Raw genomic sequence first — 20,097 nt, 5'->3', positions numbered from 1 at the left:
TTGCGCTGCGCGCAGCGATCCGATTGAAACGGGCTTTGCCTTCAGGCAAAGCCCGTTTTTTTTCGTCCGCACACAGCCATAAAAAACACACCTGATCCATAAAAAATGCGAATATGTTAGCTAATGTATATTTAATTTAACTTTCGGTGATTTTTTTGTGAAAGTACAGCGGGAGTCTGTCAGTGAAAAACCAGAACTTCAAGCACTTCCATGCGCTGGCCTTGCGGGCCGGCGTCGCGGCGATCATCGCCGCCGGCCTGGGCGGATGCGCACTCGGCCCCAACTTCAAAACACCACCGGCTCCGGCCATCGCAGGCGACCGCTACACGCCCACGCCGCTGCCCGCGCAAACCGCATCGGCGCCCGGCGCCGGCGGCGCTGCCCAGCAGTTCGCGTTCGGGCAGGATATCCCGGCCCAATGGTGGACGGTGTTCCGCTCGCCGGCGCTGGACCAGCTGATACGCGGCGCGCTGGAACAGAATCCCAATATGGCGGCGGCCGAAGCCTCGCTGCGCCAGGCGCAGGAAAACTATAACGCGCAGGCGGGCAGCCTGGTCTATCCGGCCGTGACCGGACAGCTGGGCGCGGCGCGGCAGAAGACGTCCACCGCCACCAGCGGCGCGGCGGCCGGCGTGTTCAACCTGTATAACGCCTCGGTCAACGTCTCCTACACGCCGGACGTCTTCGGCGCCACCCGCCGCACGCTGGAAAGCGCGCAGGCCGTGGTGGACTACCAGCGCTTCCAGGTCGAGGCGACCTACCTGGCGCTGAGCGCCAACGTGGTGACGACGGCGATCCAGCAAGCCTCGCTGCGCGCGCAGCTCAGGGCCACGCAGGAAGTGCTGGACGCGCTGAGCAAGCAGCTGGGCGTGATCGAGAAGCAGTTCGAGTACGGCGCCATTCCGCGCACCACGGTGCTCAGCCAGCGCAACCAGGTGGCGCAGATCGCCGCCACCATCGCGCCGCTGGAAAAGGCGCTGGCGCAAAGCACCCATCAACTGTCGGTCCTGGCCGGCAAGCTGCCGGGCGAGGGCGGCATGCCGGCATTCGCGCTGGAGTCGCTGACCCTGCCGGAGCAATTGCCGGTGTCGCTGCCGTCGGCGCTGGTGCGCCAGCGGCCCGACATCCGCGCCAGCGAGGAGCTGCTGCACCAGGCCAGCGCGCTGGTCGGCGTGGCGACGGCGGCGCAGTATCCGCAATTCACGCTGAGCGGCAGTTACGGCTCGTCCAGCCAGACCTTCGGCAAGCTGTTCGATTCCGAGAACACCGCCTGGAGCCTGGCGGCGGGATTGACGGCGCCGATCTTCAACGGCGGTTCGCTGAGCGCCAAGCGGCGCGCGGCGGAGGCGGCGTATGACGCGGCGGCGGCGCAGTACCGCGCCACGCTGCTGACGGCTTTCCAGAACGTGGCCGACAGCCTGCGCGCGCTGGACGCCGACGCCTCCGCGCTGAAGGCGCAGGCGGAAGCGGAAGCGCTGGCGGCCGAATCGCTGGCGCTGGCCGAGCAGCAGTACAAGCTGGGCGGCATCAGCTACCTGGTGCTGCTCGACGCGCAGCGCAGCTACCAGCAGACCCACATCAGCCTGGTGCAGGCGCAGGCGGCGCGCTATGCCGATACGGCGGCGCTGTTCCAGGCGCTGGGCGGCGGCTGGTGGAACCGTGCCAACGGCGCGCCGGCGGCGACCGCGGTATCCGCAGTACCTCAATACGGCAAGACCCAATAACATCAAAACAGCAGGAGATAGCTTCATGACCAAACGTATGCTCATCATGGTAGGGTGCGTCCTTTTACTGGTCGCCGTACTCGCATTCGGGAAGTACATGCAAATCCAGAAGCTGATCGCCAGCTCGCCCAAGCCGGGCGCGCAAGTGGTCACCGCGATCAAGGCCCAGGTCTCCGAATGGCAGCCGCAACTGACCTCCGTCGGCACACTGGCGCCGGTGCGCGGCGTCGACGTCACCACCGAGATCGCCGGCCTGGTGCGCGCGGTGCGCTTCAAGTCGGGCGACGAGGTCAAGGCTGGCCAGGTGCTGTTCGAGATGAACGCCGATTCCGACGTCGCCCAGCTGCGCGCGCTGCAAGCCTCGGCCGACCTGGCGGCCACCACCCTCAAGCGCGACAAGCTGCAACTGGCGGCGCAGGCCATCAGCCAGGCGCAGGTCGACAGCGATGACGCCGACCTGAAAAACCGCCAGGCCCTGGTCGCGCAGCAGAAGGCGCTGGTCGACAAGAAGACCATCCGCGCGCCGTTCGCCGGCAAGCTGGGCATCACCGCCGTCAATCCGGGCCAGTACCTGAACCCGGGCGACAAGCTGGTGACCCTGCAGACCATCGATACCGTGTATGTCGATTTCTTCGTGCCGCAAAAGCAGCTGGCCGGCCTGTCCATCGGCCAGAAGCTCAACCTGAGCAACGACGCCTATGCGGGCGTGGCTTTCCCCGCCAAGGTCACCTCGATCAGCCCGAAGATCGACGCCGCCACGCGCAACGTGCAGGTCCAGGCCACGGTGCCCAACGCCAGGCGCCAGCTGTTGCCCGGCATGTTCGCCAACGTCAGCCTGGAACAGGGAGACAAGAAAAAATACCTGACCTTGCCGCAGACCGCCATCACCTACAACCCGTATGGCTCGACCGTGTTCGTGCTGGCGGCGCCGGCGGCCGGCGCCAAGGATGCGCTCAAGGATGACAAGGGCAATGCCCACCTGGTGGCGCAGCAGGTGTTCGTCACCACCGGCCCGACGCGCGGCGACCAGGTGGCCGTGCTCACCGGCGTCAAGGAAGGCCAGACCGTGGTCACCAGCGGCCAGCTGAAGCTGAAGAACGGCACGCCGGCCGTGATCGACAACAAGATCCAGCCGGCCAACAGCCCGAATCCGACGCCGCAGGAACACTGAGGATAACGCGCCATGAACTTCACCGATATCTTCATCAAGCGCCCGGTGCTGGCCAGCGTGATCAGCCTGCTGATCGTGGTGCTGGGCCTGCGTTCGCTGTTCAGCCTTCCGATCAACCAGTATCCGCGCACGCAGAACGCGGTGGTGACCATCTCCACCACCTACTACGGCGCCGATGCGGCCACCGTGGCCGGCTTCATCACGCAGCCGCTGGAATCGGCCATCGCGCAGGCGCAGGGCATCGACTACCTGTCCTCGTCGTCCAACAGCGGCGTGTCGACCATCACCGCCACGCTGCGGCTGAACTATGATTCCAACCGCGCGCTGACCGAGATCACCACCCAGGTCAACTCGGTCCGCAACCAGCTGCCGCAACAGGCGCAGCAACCGGTGCTGACGGTGCAGACCGGCCAGACCACCGACGCCATGTACATGGGCTTCTACAGCGATACGCTGCCGACCAATAACGTCACCGACTTCCTGGCGCGCGTGGTCAAGCCCAAGCTGGACTCGATCCAGGGCGTGCAGACCGCCGAGCTGCTGGGCGCGCGCCAGTTCGCATTGCGCGCCTGGCTGGACGCCGGCAAGATGGCGGCGCACGGCGTCACCGCGACCGAGGTCAGCGCCGCGCTGGCGGCCAACAACTACCTGGCCGGACTGGGTTCGACCAAGGGCCAGATGGTGACCGTGCCGCTGACCGCCGGCACCGACCTGCACACGGTGGAGGAATTCAAGGCGCTGGCCGTCAAGCAGGAGGGCGGCGCCATCGTCCACCTGGAGGATATCGCCACCGTCACGCTGGGATCGGAAAACTACGACTTCAACGTCGCCTTCAGCGGCGTGCGCTCGGTGTTCATCGGTATCAAGGTGGCGCCGGACGCCAACATCCTGGACGTCGCCAAGCGCGTGCGCGAGGCCTTCCCGGCGATCCGCGACCAGTTGCCGGCCGGCCTGACCGGCGAGATCGTCTACGACTCGACGGAATTCATCAACACCTCGATCAGCGAAGTGGTCAAGACGCTGGTGGAGGCGCTGATCATCGTGACGGTGGTGATCTACCTGTTCCTCGGCAGTCTGCGGGCGGTGATCGTGCCGGTGGTGGCGATGCCGCTGTCGCTGATCGGCACCTTCTTCGTGATGCTGATGTTCGGCTATTCGATCAACCTGCTGACGCTGCTGGCGATCGTGCTGGCCATCGGGCTGGTGGTGGACGACGCCATCATCGTGGTGGAAAACGTCGACCGCCACATGAAGGCCGGCATGAGTCCCTACGACTCGGCCATCGTCGCCGCGCGCGAGCTGGGCAGCCCGATCCTGGCGATGACGGTGGTGCTGATCGCGGTGTACGTGCCGATCGGCTTCCAGGGCGGCCTGACCGGTGCGCTGTTCACCGAGTTCGCGTTCACGCTGGCGGGCGCGGTGGCGGTGTCGGGCATCGTCGCGCTGACGCTGTCGCCGATGATGTGCGCCTGGTTCTTCGACGTCAAGCAGGACGAGGGCAAGTTCGTCAAGGCCATCGACCGCGTGTTCGACAAGGTCCACAACGGCTACCTGCGGGTGCTGCATAGTTTGCTCAACACCTGGGCGGTGCTGATCGTGTTCGGCGTGATCGTGTTCGCGTTGCTGGCGCTGATGTTCAAGATGTCGCAGTCCGAGCTGGCGCCGGAAGAGGACCAGGGCATCGTGCTGTCGCAGGTGGTGGGCGCGCCCACCGCCACCTCGGAACAGATGCAGATCTACGCCAAGCAGATCTTCGACGTCGCCAAGGAGCTGCCGGAATATGCGCAGATGTTCCAGATCACCGGCGTGCCGACCGTGAACTCCGGCATCGGCGGCGTGCTGTTCAAGCCCTGGGACCAGCGCGGCCGTTCGGCGCACGAGATCCAGCAGGAGCTGCAGGCCAAGTGGAACAACATCGCCGGCGGCCGCGTGGCGGCGTTCCAGTTCCCGGCGCTGCCGGGCAGCTCGGGCCTGCCGGTGCAGTTCGTGATCACCACCACCGAACCGTTCGAGAACCTGAACACGGTGGCGCAGGCGGTGCTGGACAAGGCGCGCAAGGACAACAAGTTCTACTTCGCCGACGTCGACCTGAAGATCGATTCGCCGCAGGCGCGGGTGGAGGTGGACCGCGACAAGCTCAGCACCCTGGGCCTGACGCAGCAGGACTTCGGCAACGCCATGGCGGCGGCGCTGGGCGGCGGCTACGTCAACTACTTCTCGATCTCCGGCCGTTCGTACAAGGTGATCCCGCAGGTGCAGCAGGTCGACCGCCTCAACCCGGACAATGTGCTGGACTTCCACATCAAGACGCCGGGCGGCGACATGATCCCGGCCAGCACCGTGGCCAGCATCAAGTACAGCGTGCAGCCGGAATCGATCACCCGCTTCCAGCAGCTTAATTCGGCGACCATCGCCGGCGTGACCGGTTCGTCGCAGGGCGACATCCAGCAGTACCTGCGCGACACGCTCAGGGAAGTGGCGCCGTCCGGCTACACGGCGGACTTCTCGGGCGAATCGCGCCAGTATGCGGCCGAATCCGGCGGCTTCCTGGTGACCATGCTGTTCGCGGTGATCATCGTGTTCCTGGCGCTGGCGGCGCAGTTCGAAAGCTTCCGCGATCCGGTGGTGATCTTGTTCTCGGTGCCGATGGCGCTGTTCGGCGCGATGACCTTCATCTTCCTCGGCTTCGCCTCGATCAACATCTACACCCAGGTCGGGCTGGTGACGCTGATGGGCCTCATCTCCAAGCACGGCATCCTGATCGTGGAAGTGGCTAACCACCTGCGGGCGGCCGGCAAGAGCAAGCGCGAGGCGATCGAGGAGGCCGCCGCCACCCGCCTGCGTCCCATCCTGATGACCACGGCGGCCATGGTGTTCGGCGTGGTGCCGCTGGTGATCGCTTCCGGCGCCGGCGCGGCGGGGCGCCATGCGATGGGCCTGGTGATCTTCACCGGCCTGTCGATCGGCACCCTGTTCACGCTGTTCGTGGTGCCGGCCATGTATATGTTCCTGGCCGGCGAGCACAAGGCGGAAGCCACGCCGGCCGGCACGGAGCCGGCCCCGGTATCGCCGCAGCCGTCCGGCCAGGGCGCCCACTGAGCGCCGCCGTGCCGGACACGGATCAGCCCCGGGCGGAGGTCGGGGCAGGGGGCGGCCGCTGGCGCTGGCTGGCCGGCGACCGCAAGCGCGGCAAGGAGGAGATCATCCTCATGCTGCTGTGCGCGCTGACCATCGTCAGCATCCTGCCTTTCGGTATCTACCGCCTGACGCAGGGCAGCTGGCTGTCGGCCGCGGTGGACATGGCGCTGGTGCTGGCCATGCTGGCGGTGATCGTCCACGTCCGGCGCACCGGCCGCTACAAGATGGCCAGCCTGGGCGTGACGCTGTTCTACTCGGCCGGCATGCTGGCCGTGGTCTACCTGCGCGGCGTGTCGCTGGTCTACTGGGTCTATCCGACCGCGATCGCCGCTTTCTTCGTGCTGCGCCCCAGCGTCGCGCTGGCGATCAACAGCGTCGCGCTGGCGGTGCTGGCCGGGATGCTGCTGGCGCAGCTGGAACTGGTCAACCTGCTGACCATCGTGGTGACCACGGGGCTGGTCAACCTGTTCTCGTACATCTTCGCCTATCGCACCGGCTTGCAGAACAAGGAACTGCACACGGCGGTGGAGCTGGACTTCCTGACCGGCGTCGGCAACCGCCGCGCGCTGGAGCGCAAGCTGGCCGACCACGCGCAGGAGCGCAGGCCGCAGCTGGAGGCGAGCCTGCTGTTGCTGGACCTGGACCACTTCAAGCAGATCAACGACCGCTACGGCCATCCGGCCGGCGACCAGGTCCTGATACGGCTGTGCGAGTTGATGCGGCGGCACACCCGTTCGTCGGACCGCCTGTTCCGCTACGGCGGCGAGGAGTTCGCGGTGATCGCCAGCGGCGCCGGCCTGAGCGCGGCCAGCCGCCTGGCCGAAGGCTTGCGCGCCGCCGTCGCCGGAGCGGCGCTGATGGACGGCCATCCGATCACGGTATCGATCGGCGTGGCCTTCATGGACAAGGACGCGGCGCCGGCCGACTGGCTGCTGCAGGCCGACAAGATGCTGTATGCGGCCAAGCAGGGCGGCCGCAACGCCGTCTGCGTGGCCGGGCCGTCAGAGCACGCCGAGGGCGCGTAGTATCGCCAGCCGCTCGTCGCGGAAGACGGTCGCCTGTCCGACCAGTTCCGCCAGGTTGGCGTCGTCGCCTTCCAGCAGCTTGCCCTCCTTGAGGATGGACTGCTGCTGCGATTTCAGGATCTCCCACGCATAGCGGGCCCAGTGTCCCACTTCGGTCTTGCCGGCGCCGATGGCCAGGATGAACAATTGCGAGAAGCGCGGCACCACAACGCCGCTGCCCAGCACCGGGCTGACCAGGTAGTTGATGTCGGCGCTGCCGCGCGCGCGGTCGAGCAGTTCGCGGTTGAGCTGCTCGACCTGCGGCCGGCAGTGCGCGATCATCTGCTCGTCGTTGGCCGGCGCCATCGCGGATTTTTCCGTCAGCACCATCAACGCCTGGTGCAGGTGGGCCATCGAAATGTTACGCCCTTCCAGCGCCTGCCCGATCTCGCCGATGCTGCGCACCTTGTAGTCGCTCATCAGTTCCAGGATGGGCTGGTACACCGCATCGGACAGCGTGGCCGATCCCAGCACGCCGTTGATGGTCAGCGTGACGCTGGCGCGCGGCGCCGTCATGACCATGCGCGTGGCGCGCAACTGCTCCTGGTACTCCAGCGTGTTCAGGCTGCACGGCCCCTTGATCCAGTAGTCGCGCCGGAACTGCTGGTTCAGCATGAAGTCGCGTACGCTCTGGCGGAACACCGGATCGGGCAGGTCGTCGATGAAGCTGCGCTGTTCCTGCGTCAGGTGCACGGCCGGCACGTGGTCGAGATAGGTGGCCGAGCAGGCGAATTCGATCTTGGCCGGTTCCAGCCAGCCGGCCATTTCGGCAAACGACATCGGCAGCCAGTCGCGGTTGAAGTACTCGTGCGCGACATAGTGGCGGTCCTGGCCGGCGATTTTCTTGATCCGTTCCCCGATCTGCGGATTGGCCTTGGCGAAAGTGGGATTGAGGGCCCATAGCCTGGTGGCGAAGTCCAGCGCGCCATCGACGCGGGCGACCACGCCGGCGCCCGGCGCGGCCATCATGTCGGCGTGCTGCGCCAGCAGGTCGCGCACCGGCACCATGGCCGCCCATCCTGGCTGGGTGTTATAGCTGACGTAGAGGATGCCGCCGACCTTGAGCTTGCGCCGCACGAAATCGACGATGATGGCGCGGTTCTCGTCGGATACCCAGCTCCAGATGCCGTGCAGGCCGATATAGTCGAAGTCCGGCAAGTCGCTGCGGGAGCAGAACTCGTCGAAGGACTGGTCGAACAATTGCGGGCCGTTGGCGAAAGTCTGCGCCAGGCGCTGGGCGAAATTGGCCTGGGAAGGGTTGAAGTCGTTGCCGTACCAGCGTGTGGCGGAACCCGCGGCGTGGATGTTGGTGCTGACCCCCTGGCCGAAACCGAGTTCGCAGGCGGTGCCGTTTTCGGGCAGCGCCAGCCTGGCGTTCAACAGCGCGAGCCTGGCGTGCAGCGGATTGAGCTCAGCGTAGTAGCCATAGGTATAACCGATATCCGCGACGTAGCCGCTGGTCCAATCTGTCATGCTGTCTCCTTAGCTGCCCGAGTGAAGTATCGGAAGATTGTAGATCACTTTTGGCCCGAAGGATATCAAGAATGAAATGTTGTGCCGCGGCGTGTGGCGATGCGGTCAGAACGGCCGCACGCCGATCAGCGGGCCGTGCAGCCACAGCGCGAAGATGACGGCGCCGGCCAGGCCGGCGGCGATGGTGAGCGCGGTGGCGCCGCCGGTGCCCGCCGGGTAGACCGTGCCGGCCGCCGCGTCGCGCTTGCGGGCCGAGCGGAACAGCAGCACGGACCACAGCAGGAAGCCGCCGAACAGGATGATGTCGTGCAGCGTGCCGTTGGCCAGCAGGTGCGCCAGCGCCCAGACCTTGACGCCCAGCGTCATCGGATGGTGCAGGCGCGCCTTGATGCCGTTGCGCGGCACGTAGGCCGCCGTGATGAACACGAAGGAGACGCACACCAGCAGCGCGGCCAGGTGGCGCGTGAACGGCGGCGGCGTCCATACCGCCACCGGCGCTTGCCGCGCCAGGCCGTAGCCCCAGATGATCAGCGCGAAGCCGGCCAGCGAGACCACCGAGTAGAGGCCTTTCCAGGCCTTGTCGCCCAGCCGCGCGCGCATCCGCGTGCGCCAGTCGTCGGCGAAGATGCGGACCGAGTGCAGTCCCAGGAAAATGATCAGGCCCAGTATCAGTATCGTCATTGCGGTTGTCCTCGTCAGGTGGGTGGCGTCAGCGCAGGCGGCCGGCCAAGTGTACCGCATCGCCGCCGCCGGCCAGCCGCAAGGCGCGCCAGCCGTCGGCGTCGGCGCTGCCGGCCGGCGCCACCTGCACCGACAGCGCGGCGCAGGGCAGCGGCACCGGGCGCACGAAGCGCACGTCGATTTCAGTGAAACTGCCGGGCTCCAGCGCCTCGTAGCTGCGCACCAGGCTGCCGAAACCATGCAGCACCATGCCGCCGAAGACCGAGCGCCGCGCCAGCGGGCCGCACCAGTGTATCGGGTTGAAGTCGCCGGTCAACAGTGCGAAGCGCAGGCCGTCGTCGGCATCGGCGTGCCACAGGCCGGCGGTGCGCCATTGCGGCTCCGGCGGCCGTTGCTGCGCCGCCCTGGGCGCGCGCGGGCCCGGCGGCAGGAAGCTCATATGCAGCCTGGCCTCCAGCAGGTTGGCCTGGCGCGCGGTGCCGGTGACGATGGCCACCACCACCTTGATGCGGCCGGCGGTGTGTTCGATGCTGTCGACAGCGGCGCTGACGATCAGCGGCGTGTTGCGCGGCAGCGGGCCGTGCGCCCGCAGCGAGGCGCCCTGGTTGATCACGCTGGCCAGCCGGTAGGGCATCCGCAGCAGCAGTTCGCCCACCAGCGGCAGGCTCCATTGCGACACCATGTGCGGCGGCAGCTCCTGGTCGTAGCGGCCGGTGTCGCCGGCCCAGGCGCAGGCCCAGGCGATGTAGTGTTCGACCAGCTCTTCCGGCGGCGCGTCGATGGTGCGCGTTATCGGCGCGATGGGCGCCGGCGAAGATGCCGGCCGCAGCGCGCGCCGCGCCGCGTGCATCAGTATCTGTCCGCTCATGCGGAGCATCGCGCCCTGATGGCGCAGCAGGCCGTACCGCACCTGGGACGCCGTCATTCGACCGCCTTGGCCACGGCGGCCAGCAAGGCCTGCGGCTGGTACAGCAGCCGGTGCGGCGTCAGTCCAAGCCGCACCACCACCAGCTGTTTGGACGGCACCACGGCGATGCTCTGGCCGTCGTGGCCTTCCATCCAGTAGGTGTCGGCCGGCAGCTGGAAGCGCTGGTCGGGATCCTGCCCTTCGGGCGTATCGCCGGACGGGCCCCAGCGCCACAGCTGGCCCTGGCCGTACTGGCCGCCCGACGCCGGCGCCGGCTGCCGCATGGTTTCGACGAAGCCGGCCGGCAGGATGCGCTTGCCTTGCCAGACGCCGTCCTGCAGCAGGAACTGGCCGAAGCGCGCCCAGTCCTGCGTGTTCGCGTACATATAGCTGGAGCCGACCAGGTTGCCGCGCGCATCGGCCTCGATCACCGCGCTGCTCATCCCCAGCGGCGCAAACAGGCGGTCGTGCGGCAGCGACAGCACGGCGGCCGAGGCGGCGTCGCGCGCGTTGCCGGCGGCAGCGCGCTGCCAGATGCGCGACAGCAGCACCGTGGTGCCGCTTGAATAATTCCAGGTGCTGCCCGGCGCCTGCGCCAGCGGCTGGCCGGCCGTGTAGGCCGCCATGTCCGGCTCCAGGTACAGCATGCGGGTGACGTCGGAGACGTCGCCATAGCCTTCGTTGAAACGCAGGCCGCTGCTCATCGCCATCAGCTGCGCCAGCGTGATGCCGGAACGGGCGTCGCCCTGGTCCGGCCAGAAACCCTTCTGCTGCATGGACAGCTTGCCGTCGCCGACCTGGATGCCGATCAGCGCCGCGCTGACGGTCTTGGTCATCGACCAGCCCAGCAGCGGCGTGGCGGCGTTGAAGCCGGCGCCGTAGCGCTGCGCGATCAGACGTCCGCGATAGATGACGGCGATGCCGCGCATGCCTGGGCCGGCCAGCCTGTCCTGCTCCAGCAGTTCCTGCACCACGGGCGAGACTTCAGGCAGCGATCCGGTCGGCCAGGCGACGTTGGGCGAGGGCGCCCAGATCTTCAGCGGGGCATACTGGTATTGGCCCGCTTGCGCGGTGTCGCCGTCCGGCGCCACTGCGCAGCCGGTGCCGGGGCGGTACAGCGCCAGGCCGTCGCCGATGAAGCCGAGGAACTGGGTGCGTACCAGCTTGCGGGCCTGGTCGACGCGCACGTCCAGGTATTTGAGTACGGGATGGCCGGGCGCCTGCACGTCGTCGGCCAGCACGGTCCGGGCATCGCGCCCGGCCAGGAATACATTCGAACAAACGATCTTGGCGCCGTAGTTGGCGCCGACCCGCAACAACTCGGGTGGGCGTACCGCGAGCACCAGCGCACCGCCGGCCACGACCAACGCAACTGCCGCCGCAGCCAGGGTGAGCTTGGACGCCATTACATGCTGGCCCTGAACTCGACCGCGATCGCGCGCGGCGGCGTGATGTTGGCATACGGCGCGCCGTATTGCTCGGTCTGGCCCGCCAGGGTTTGCACGTAGCGCTGGTCGAACACGTTGTTGACGATGACGGCCACGCCATAGCGCGAGCTTGGGCTGTCCCAGCCGAGGCGCAGGTCGAACTTGCTGGTGGCGGTGCCGGTCTTCAGCTTGGCAGTGCGCAGGCAACTCAGGTCAGCCGTGTCGCTGTTGCAGCGCGTCGCGGTGGCGTGGGTGCCCTGGAAGTTGACGCTGGCGCGGCCCTCGGCCATTTCCCAGTTGAGGTTCACGCCGGCCATCGCGGTCAGGCGCGGGGTGCCGACCGGCTGGCCGCCCAGGTCCAGCGTGACGTGGCCGTCGGCGTCCAGGCGCTGGTAGCGGGTGTAGGTCTGGTCGATGTATTCCATGCCGCCGAACACCGTCACGCGCGGCGTGATGCGGATGCGGCCGTCGAGATCCAGGCCGTGCGCCTTCTGGTCGCTGGAGACCACGTTATAGGTCGGCAGCGTGCCGACGCTGTACAGCTGGATGTCCTGCAGGTTCTTGAACTTGTAGGCGAACAGCGAAGCGTTGACGGTGGCGTTGTACTGCGGCAGCACCATCTTCAAGCCGGCTTCGAAGTTGGTCATCTTTTCCGGTTCGAAGCTCGGGTCCTTGCCGGTGTTGGTGGCGGAGGCCGGATTCGGCGGCGTGAAGATGTTGAAGCCGCCGGCCTGGTAGCCGCGCGACAGGGACGTGAACAGCATCGTGTCCTTGTTCAGCTTATGGTCCAGCACCAGGCGCGGGCTGAAGTCGGTCCAGTCCTTCTCGCGGCTGACCGGCGACGACGCCAGGCGCGCGGCGGTGTCGAAGATGACATTGGACGGGAACGAGGCCGCGTTCAGGCCGGCCAACGGGCCGAACATATTGAGGAAGTCGTCCAGCTGCGGCGACACCCGGCCCGGCACATACCAGGTCATGCGCTTCTTGTCCCTGGTGTAGCGCAGGCCGACGGTGGCGTTGGTGGTGGGCGTCAGGTGCCAGATGGTGTCGCCGTAGACCGAGGCCGACTTGGTCTGGACATCGCTGTAGTGCGTCTCGTCCCAGGTGAACACGCTGTTGGCGTTGATGCCGCCGACGCCTGCCGCGCCCAGGCCGCCGAACAGCATGGCGAAATTGGGCGCGCCGCCGGCGAACTGGCTCAGGGTATCCAGCGTGCCGGTGGTGACGTAGGCGCCGGCGTCCTGGTGCTCGTTGTTGTGGTAGAAGCTCAGGCCCGCGATCCAGTCCAGCCGGTCGGTCTTGCCGGACAGCTTGAACTCCTGCTGGAAGCTGTGGGCTTTCTTGGCGTCCTGCGTGGTCAGGTGCAGGTCGGCACGCGCGCCGCCGTCGTTGTCGGTCAGGTTGTAGGTCTCGAAGCGGCGGTAGGCGGTGGTCGAGTTGAAGGTCAGGCCGGCCACCGGCGCTTCGAAGCGCAGCGTGGCGCCGTCGAACTTGCGGCCTTCGCTGCCTTGCTGGTCGTTGGCCAGCGGCGCGTCGAGCGGGTTGACGAAGTTGGCGGTATAGGCGGCGTCGTACACGCCGCGGTAGCCGCCCAGCGGCAGCGCGGGATTCTTGATCACGCCGAAGGCCGGACGGCCGTCCTGGTCCATGTCCTCGTGTTCCAGCGAGAGCACCAGCTTGGCGGCGTCGAAGTCCTTGCGCAGCGAGACGCGGGCGGCCCAGTCATTGTCGCCGCCGGACTTTTGGCCGGTGGCGGTGTTGTCGACCCAGCCGTCGCTCTTCGACCGCACCACCACCACGCGCGCGGCCAGGGTGTCGCTGATCGGCAGGTTCATCATCGCGTCGGCATTGGTGCGGCCGAACTTGCCCAGCTTGAGATGGCCGGCGGCGTCGACTTCCTTGCCCGGTTCGTTCGGCGTGATGGAGATCGCGCCGGCCGCGCTGTTGCGGCCGAACAGCGTGCCTTGCGGGCCCTTGACCACCTCGATGCGCTGGACGTCGATGAAGTTCATCAGCGCGCCGCCGGTCTTGCCGGTGTAGACGCCGTCGACATAGATGCCGACCGGCGAATCGGTGGCGATGCCGAAGTCGCCCGCCTGCACGCCGCGGATGCCGAAGCTCGGCTGGGTCGGTTCGATCGCGTCCACCGTCAGGCCGGGGATGTAGCCGTTCAGGTCCGCCAGGTCCTTGGCGCCGACGCTGGCGATGTCCTTGGCGGTCAACACCTGCATGGTCATCGGCACATCCTGCACCAGCTGCTTGCGCGATTGCGCGGTCACGACCACCGATTGGATCTCGTCGGCGGCCCATGCCGGCGGCGCAAGGAAAGCGGCGCCCAGGCTGGCGGCGATAATGGTGCGGGTAGTTTTCAAGTCGTCCTCCAAGGTGTAGTTTTTATGTTTTTTTCCAACCATGCAGCTGCGCCCAGCAACATCACCAGCGCCGCCGCGCGCAACATCAGCGGTGCATCGAATCCGAACCACGCCGGCAGCAGCGCAAACGCCAGGCCCAGCGCCGCGGCGCGCGCCTGCTCGATGCGGATGGCGGCGCGGCGGCCTTCCAGCAGGGCGCCCAGCGTCAGCGTGCTGCCGACGACCAGCGCCGCGTACAGCCCCAGCGCGCCCGCGTCCAGCATCGGCGCCACCGCGATCAAATGCGACACGCATGGTACCAGCAAGGCGAATTGCAGCATAGCGTAGATGGCGACCGGCGCCGGCGTGTTGCTGCGGTAGTGTTCAAACCGGGCGCCGTCGAAATGACCCAGCGGCTCGCCGGTCCAGCCGCCGGGAGGCCCGAACCAGACGTACAGTTTTGTGCGCAGGCCCTTGACCTGGCGCGTGGCCCGCCACAGATCGGCGTAGTAATGGAAGTTGGCCCACAGCGGATTGAGGCTGCGCAGCGGCGTGCGCACGCCGTAGATGATTTTCTCGTCCTCGCGTTCTTCCGCGAAGGTGCCGAACAGGCGATCCCACAGGATCAGGATGCCGCCGTAGTTCTTGTCGATGCAGTAGTCGTTCTGGCCGTGGTGCACGCGGTGGTTGGACGGCGTGACCAGCACCCGGTCCAGCCAGCCGAGGCGGCCGACCATCTCGGTATGCACCCAATACTGGTACAGCAGGTCGATCAGGCCGACGCCGGCCAGCACCAGCGGCGGCACGCCGGCCAGCGCCATCGGCAGGTAGAACAGCCAGCCGAACATCCAGCCGCTGGAGGTCTGGCGCAGCGCGGTGGACAGGTTGTAGAACTCGGACGAATGATGCACCACATGCGCAGCCCACAGCACGCCGACTTCATGGCCCATGCGGTGCGCCCAGTAGTAGAAGAAATCGTAGGCCAGCAGGGCGGCTACCCAGACCCAGACGCTGTTCGCCGGCAGCGAGGCGAGACGCCAGTGCTCATAGACGGCGGTGTAGATGCCCAGCACGGCCAGCTTGACGAACAGGCCGGTGACCTGGCTGATCATGCCCAGGTGGAGGCTGGTCAGGGCGTCCGCCGTGTCGTAGGCGGCGGTGCCTCGGCGGTGCGCTACCCATGCTTCCAGCAGGATGGTCAGCATGAAAACAGGGATCGCAAAGACGATAGGATTCACGTGGGGCCAGGGTTGTTTAAGGCGCTTCGATTATGCCTACAACCATGATAGATACACAAGAATTACCGGCCCGGGTGACGTGTATCGAACACAAACGGGTCGGATTCATATGAATAGTTAATCCAGTTGTATTTCCGGCGGCGGCGCCGGCTCGCGCATGAGTTTGTAGTAGCCGATGGGGATCGCCATCGGCATGGCAAAGTGCACCAGCATCAACCACCACAGGCTGTCCGTCAGCACGTAGCCGACCGTGAACAGCAGCGCCGAGACGATGGCGCCGGCGAACGGCTTGGCCCCCTGGTAGCCGTGTCCCGCGCCGTAGGCCACGGCGGCGACGGCGACGGCGCCCCAGGTGCCGATCAGCGGCGTCAGCGCCAGCATCAGGAAGCCTCGGTACAGCAGCTCCCAGCCGACGGCCACGAACAGCATCAGCAATATGAAGAGCCGCAGTTCGGCCGGCGTGCGCGGGAAGCCCTGGTTGGCGAGGATTTTTTCCTGCGCGGCGGCGCGCTTGGCGGGATCCATTTTATTCTCGAACATCTTGCCGACGAAGTGCAGCACCGGCAGCGCGATGGCGACGCCGGCCAGCGACCAGAGGGCGGGACCGGCGGTTGGCGCGGATAGTCCCAGCGCCGCAGGGGTGTAGCCGTTCCACCAGCAGACCGCCGCAAGCGCCAGCAGGAGCAGCGCTATCTGGCGTATCGTCGACAGATAGCGCTGGGTGCGCGAGCGCTTGGGGCCTTCCACGGGGCGCAGGCTGCGCCGCAGCTGCATGCCGGGGAGGATGAAGACCAGATAGAACGCCAGCGCGATTTCAGCCATGAGCCGCATCCTTGAGAGTGGAGGTGAATGGAAATGCGCCGATTATACGTTACCAAATAGTCAACGCGGTCGGCGCTTGATGCGCCATGCCGCGGCGGCGCCTGCGGCCGCGCCGAGCAGGTGCGCCTGCCAGGAAACGAGGACGTCGGGCGGCAGGTCGGACCAGCCATGCGTGAGGAGCAGCGCCTCCGCGGCGATCTTGGCGGCCAGCGACATCGCCATCACCGCCAGCGCCATGCGCGCCAGGTTGCCGGCCTGCGGCCACAGCGCGGCGCCGGCCATCACGGTCAGCATCACGGCCAGGCCGGAAGCGCCGCGATAGTAAAGGCAGCCCTGCGCCACGAGCAGCAGGCCGATGGAGATGAATGGCGCGCCCAGCGCCAGCGCGGCCAGCATGGGACGCACGCCGTAGGCGCGGGCCGCGATCAGCCCCGCGACCAGCACCACGGCGCCGTCGACCAGCGCCTGCTGCCACGAGTAGTGGACAAGGTGGCAGGTCCACAGGCGCCAGATGTCGCCCGCCAGCAGCGCGTGGCGGTCGAACTCCAGCAGTTCAGGCGCGGCGTCGGCGAACGGCATATGCGACGCCGCCCAGCAGCACGGCGAAGGCGAGGCTGATCCAGCCCATGCCGCCGCCGCCCTTGTAGCCGGCCTTGTTCTCCACCTTGAAACTGGCGTCGTTCTTGATGCGCTCGCGGAAGTTGTCCAATTCCGTTTGCAGTTGAGGAATCAACTGCTCGACGGCGGCGTTATAGCCTTCGGTCTGCGCGGCGCGCGATTTTTCGCCGATGCCCACCATGCTGGCGCTGCCCTTGATCTGGCTGGTGCCGGGGGCGCGGAACAGCAGCTTGCGGCTCTGGACGTCGAACACCGAGGCGTCCAGCATGGTCTGCACGTCGTACTGGTCGCCGTGGATGACGTAGGCGCCGATGATGGTCCAGTACAGCACCGACAGCGCATTGTTGTCGGTGAACTGGACCTGGTCGTAGGACAGCAGCGCCACCACCTCGACATCGAACATGCGCGCGACCTGGTCAAGGTTGGTGAAGCCGCCCTTGGCGCGCATGTACTGGGTCGGGATGATCTCGATCTTGCCGATATAGGGATGCTTGGAGAACGACTCCTTGACGCGCTCCAGCAGTTTGATCTTCTGCGCCTCCGGCACGCCGCTGCCCCAGCCCGCGCCGGGGACGAAGGCGATGCCGACGCGTACCGGCGGCCGCAGCCTGGTCACGGTGGGCGTCATGGCCGGCGCGTTCTTCGCGTCCGGATACAGATAGTCGACGATGCTGCCGTTTTGCCGGGCGCCGTTATAGTTGTGCCACGACGCGCAGCCGGCCAATGCCGCTGCGGCGAGTACGAGTATCAGGGCTTGAAGAAGTCGCATGGAGTCTTGGGGAAGGATGTCGGTGCGGCGGATTATACGTTACCAAATAATTAATTGGTACTCCGCCGCCCCGGCATCACCTGGATACCACGGACTCCTGGCTAATCTCAAAAACTGGTCGACAGCCCCGCGTAGAAGGAACGGCGTTCGCCGTACTGCGGCGCGCCGACGCCCACACCCGAGCCGTCGCGCAGCAGGTAGGACTTGTCGAAGGCGTTGATCAGCGCCAGGCGGCCTTCCACCGTGCCGACGCCGGTGTTTTTCCAGGTATGCGTCAGCGCCAGGTTGACGGTGGTGTAGTGCGGCAGGTGGCCGGAGTTGGGGGCGGCGTCGTCCGGCGTCATGCGCAGGCCGCTGCCGTACAGGAAGTCGCCGCTGAGCTGCATGTCGCCCCAGTGGTAGTGCGCGCCGCCCGATACCGTGTAGGTCTGGTCGTGGTCCACGTAGATGTAGTGGTTGGCGATGTACGCCAGTTCATCCGGCGCGAACAGCGCCTGGCCCGAGACGATGTTCTGGCCCTTGGCCTGCTGCGTGGTCAGGTTGAGGAAGCCGCCCCAGTTCTTCTCGCTGTAGACGGCCGACAGTTCCACGCCCTTGGCGTAGCCGCGGTCGTAGTTGAACGGCGACAGGATCAGCGCCTGGCCGAACTGGCCTTCATCCAGCATGTTGCGGATCTTCTTGTAGTAGGCGTCGGCCGTCACGGTCAACTGATCGTTGAACTGGTGGCTCACGCCGACGTCGTAGTAGTTGGTGCGCTCGGACTTGACGTTGTCGGACACCGGCACTTCCGGCGCGTTGGAGGTGCCGGCGTACTTGTCGATGCTCGATTGCGCCGCCAGTTCCTGCGGCGGCGGGGTGAAGTAGCGCGAATAGCCGGCGTGCAGCGCCGTGCCCTTGGCGACCTGGTAGGCCAGGTTCACGCGCGGGCTCCATTGCTGCTCGTCGACATAGGCCGCGACTTTATCGAAGCGCACGCCGTAGTTCAGCGTCAGCGGCACGCCGATATGCCATTCATCCTGCAGGTAGATGCTGGACGTCTTGCCGGTCTTGCTGCCGTTGTCGATGATGGTGCGCGGATCGGTGCTCAGCTGCGAGCCGTCGTCGGCCAGGTCGAACACGCCGACGCTGTTGTCGCTATGCGTGGTCTGGCGCGTGTAGGCCAGGCCGGCGCGCACGGTGTGGGCATCGTTCAGCTTGTAGCTGGAGTCGAACTGCAGGCCGCTGGAGGAATTGGAGCGCAGCGTGTTGGACGCCACGCCGTTGTAGATCAGGTCGCCCAGCGGATCCGGCGTGTAGTGCAGTTCCGAATACTGGTGGAAGGCCGACACCTGGTAGTTCAGATCGCCGACGCTCTTTTGCAGCGACAGCACCAGGAAGCGGTTGACTTCACGCTGGTTCTCGTCCAGCTGCGAGGAGGCCAGCGTGCTGGTGCCCGCGCCGGCGTCGCTATGGCCGGTCAGCGAATAAGCTGGCGCCTGGTCCGGGTTGTTCGGAATCTGGAAGCGGCCGTTATAGGTGCCGAACATCAGGCCCAGGCGCGTCTGGTCGTCGAGGAAGTACGACAGCGTGCCGAAGGACTTGGCCTGCCTGGTGCGGTCGTGCAGCGCGCTGCTGGTCGGCAGCGGATTTTCGATGCCGAGATTATTCGACAGGTAGCTGCCGGACAGGTAGTAGTTGAAGGCGCCCTGGGTGCCGAAGAACTCCGCGCTCGGTTCCACGTGGTCGTGGCTACCCACCAGCACGCCGACGCGGCCGCCCGACTTGGGCTGGCCTTCCTTGGTCTGGATGTCGACGATGCCTGAGGTGCGCAGGCCGAATTGGGCCGGCAGCGCGCCGGTGATGAAATCGGTCGATTCCACGAAGCGGGTATCGATCGACTGGCCGAAGCCGGTGATGCTCTCCGGCAGCTGCACGCCGTTGACGCGGTATTGCACGTTGGCGTGGTCGTCGCGCACGTGGATCGAGCCGGAGGCCTTGGAGTCCTGGCTCACGCCCGGAAGGCGCAGCAGCACTTCATTGAAAGGCGTGTTGTCGCCCTGGCCCAGCTGGTCGACCATGTGCTTGTCGATCGAATAGATGGTGGTGCCGACGTTGGGCGACAAGTCGATGCGGGCGTTTTTCAGATGGGCGGCGGTGACTTCCACCTGCTGCATCGGTGCGGCGTCGGGCGCCGCGGCATCGGCGGCCGTATCGGCGGCGCTGGCGTGGTGGGCGTAGAAGGCGGCTGCGATCAGCAGCGGCAGGGTGCGGAGTTGTGGCGTGTGCTGCATGTTAAATCCTTGAATGTTCAGACGTGACTGGCCTCCGGCCCCGGCAATCGTGTCGGCGGGGCGCGCGGGCGTACTTGAAGAGAAATCAGAAGGAGGAAACAGCGGCGCCGGGCGGCGCGTGCGAAGGGGGCGTGAGGTAGTTGCCAACGACGGCGATCCAGCTGGCGGAGTGCGGTACCGCGGCCGGCAGACCGGCCAGCATCGCCACCGGCGCCACCACCGCGGCCGGCGGCGGAACGCCAGCCGGCATATCGGCGACCATGCAGGCCGCGCAATCCGTCTGGTGATCGGTGTAGGTGTGGTTGTGCGAACTTGCGCCGATCAGCTGCAGCGCCAGGAACATCAGCACGAAGAACATCATGACACGCTGGTAGTGCGTCTTGCGATGTTGCGTGCCTAAGATGAGTGTCGGTTCGTACATACCGTGATTTTACAGGGCTTATG

General features: G+C 66.5%; 15 protein-coding genes. 4 read left to right on the top strand and 11 right to left on the bottom strand.

Annotated features, from left to right (window positions below):
- The first annotated feature begins 182 nt into the window (after positions 1-182).
- Genes ACEN9F_RS06605 through ACEN9F_RS06590 form a run of 4 tightly spaced genes read left to right on the top strand, consistent with a single transcriptional unit; the run spans position 183 to position 7,058 of the window.
- Positions 183-1,724, top strand: a complete 1,542-nt coding sequence (locus ACEN9F_RS06605) for an efflux transporter outer membrane subunit (protein WP_413419038.1) — start codon at positions 183-185, stop codon at positions 1,722-1,724.
- 25 nt (positions 1,725-1,749) lie between these two features.
- Positions 1,750-2,895 carry an efflux RND transporter periplasmic adaptor subunit gene (locus ACEN9F_RS06600; protein ID WP_413419036.1) on the top strand — a complete coding sequence of 382 codons (1,146 nt, stop codon included), beginning with the start codon at positions 1,750-1,752 and terminating at the stop codon, positions 2,893-2,895.
- A gap of 12 nt (positions 2,896-2,907) precedes the next feature.
- Positions 2,908-5,994 (top strand): efflux RND transporter permease subunit, encoded by a 3,087-nt coding sequence (locus ACEN9F_RS06595; protein WP_413419034.1) that lies wholly within the window; start codon positions 2,908-2,910, stop codon positions 5,992-5,994.
- Between the two features lie 8 nt (positions 5,995-6,002).
- Complete coding sequence (locus ACEN9F_RS06590) at positions 6,003-7,058, top strand: diguanylate cyclase (RefSeq protein WP_413419032.1); 1,056 nt, start codon at positions 6,003-6,005, stop codon at positions 7,056-7,058.
- On the opposite strand, the gene ACEN9F_RS06585 is transcribed toward ACEN9F_RS06590, so the two are convergent.
- The 11 genes from ACEN9F_RS06585 to ACEN9F_RS06535 form a co-directional block, all read right to left on the bottom strand.
- Positions 7,035-8,570, bottom strand: coding sequence for a class I SAM-dependent methyltransferase (locus tag ACEN9F_RS06585; RefSeq protein ID WP_413419030.1), 1,536 nt, complete (start codon positions 8,568-8,570; stop codon positions 7,035-7,037). The two genes, ACEN9F_RS06590 and ACEN9F_RS06585, sit on opposite strands and share 24 nt — an antisense overlap.
- A gap of 105 nt (positions 8,571-8,675) precedes the next feature.
- A complete protein-coding gene (locus ACEN9F_RS06580) occupies positions 8,676-9,251 on the bottom strand; it encodes an NnrU family protein (RefSeq protein WP_413419028.1) in 576 nt (191 codons plus the stop codon).
- Between the two features lie 28 nt (positions 9,252-9,279).
- Positions 9,280-10,176 carry a MaoC family dehydratase gene (locus tag ACEN9F_RS06575; protein ID WP_413419026.1) on the bottom strand — a complete coding sequence of 299 codons (897 nt, stop codon included), beginning with the start codon at positions 10,174-10,176 and terminating at the stop codon, positions 9,280-9,282.
- On the bottom strand, positions 10,173-11,564 hold the full coding sequence (locus ACEN9F_RS06570) for a serine hydrolase domain-containing protein (protein ID WP_413419024.1): 1,392 nt from the start codon (positions 11,562-11,564) through the stop codon (positions 10,173-10,175). The genes ACEN9F_RS06575 and ACEN9F_RS06570 overlap by 4 nt, the downstream gene beginning before the upstream one ends.
- Positions 11,564-13,957 (bottom strand): TonB-dependent receptor, encoded by a 2,394-nt coding sequence (locus tag ACEN9F_RS06565; protein WP_413419022.1) that lies wholly within the window; start codon positions 13,955-13,957, stop codon positions 11,564-11,566. The genes ACEN9F_RS06570 and ACEN9F_RS06565 overlap by 1 nt, the downstream gene beginning before the upstream one ends.
- The gene (locus ACEN9F_RS06560; RefSeq protein WP_413419020.1) at positions 13,954-15,174 is read right to left on the bottom strand and encodes a sterol desaturase family protein; all 1,221 of its coding nucleotides are present in this window, start codon (positions 15,172-15,174) and stop codon (positions 13,954-13,956) included. Before ACEN9F_RS06560 ends, ACEN9F_RS06565 begins: the two co-directional genes overlap by 4 nt.
- A gap of 117 nt (positions 15,175-15,291) precedes the next feature.
- Entirely contained in the window at positions 15,292-15,996 is a 705-nt protein-coding gene (locus tag ACEN9F_RS06555; RefSeq protein WP_413419018.1) for a CPBP family intramembrane glutamic endopeptidase, read from the bottom strand.
- 60 nt (positions 15,997-16,056) lie between these two features.
- Positions 16,057-16,575, bottom strand: coding sequence for a rhomboid family intramembrane serine protease (locus ACEN9F_RS06550; protein WP_413419016.1), 519 nt, complete (start codon positions 16,573-16,575; stop codon positions 16,057-16,059).
- Complete coding sequence (gene rhlP / locus ACEN9F_RS06545) at positions 16,550-17,383, bottom strand: rhombotarget lipoprotein (protein ID WP_413419014.1); 834 nt, start codon at positions 17,381-17,383, stop codon at positions 16,550-16,552. Before rhlP ends, ACEN9F_RS06550 begins: the two co-directional genes overlap by 26 nt.
- Positions 17,384-17,490: 107 nt before the next feature.
- On the bottom strand, positions 17,491-19,653 hold the full coding sequence (locus tag ACEN9F_RS06540; RefSeq protein WP_413419012.1) for a TonB-dependent receptor: 2,163 nt from the start codon (positions 19,651-19,653) through the stop codon (positions 17,491-17,493).
- Between the two features lie 85 nt (positions 19,654-19,738).
- Positions 19,739-20,014 (bottom strand): hypothetical protein, encoded by a 276-nt coding sequence (locus tag ACEN9F_RS06535; protein ID WP_413419010.1) that lies wholly within the window; start codon positions 20,012-20,014, stop codon positions 19,739-19,741.
- Positions 20,015-20,097 lie beyond the last annotated feature (83 nt).

It is taken from the genome of Duganella sp. CT11-25, from assembly GCF_047302815.1.
Lineage (GTDB): Bacteria > Pseudomonadota > Gammaproteobacteria > Burkholderiales > Burkholderiaceae_D > Rugamonas.
The sequence above is the reverse complement of the archived record's forward strand: the minus strand, read 5'-3'. Positions and strand labels throughout refer to the sequence as shown.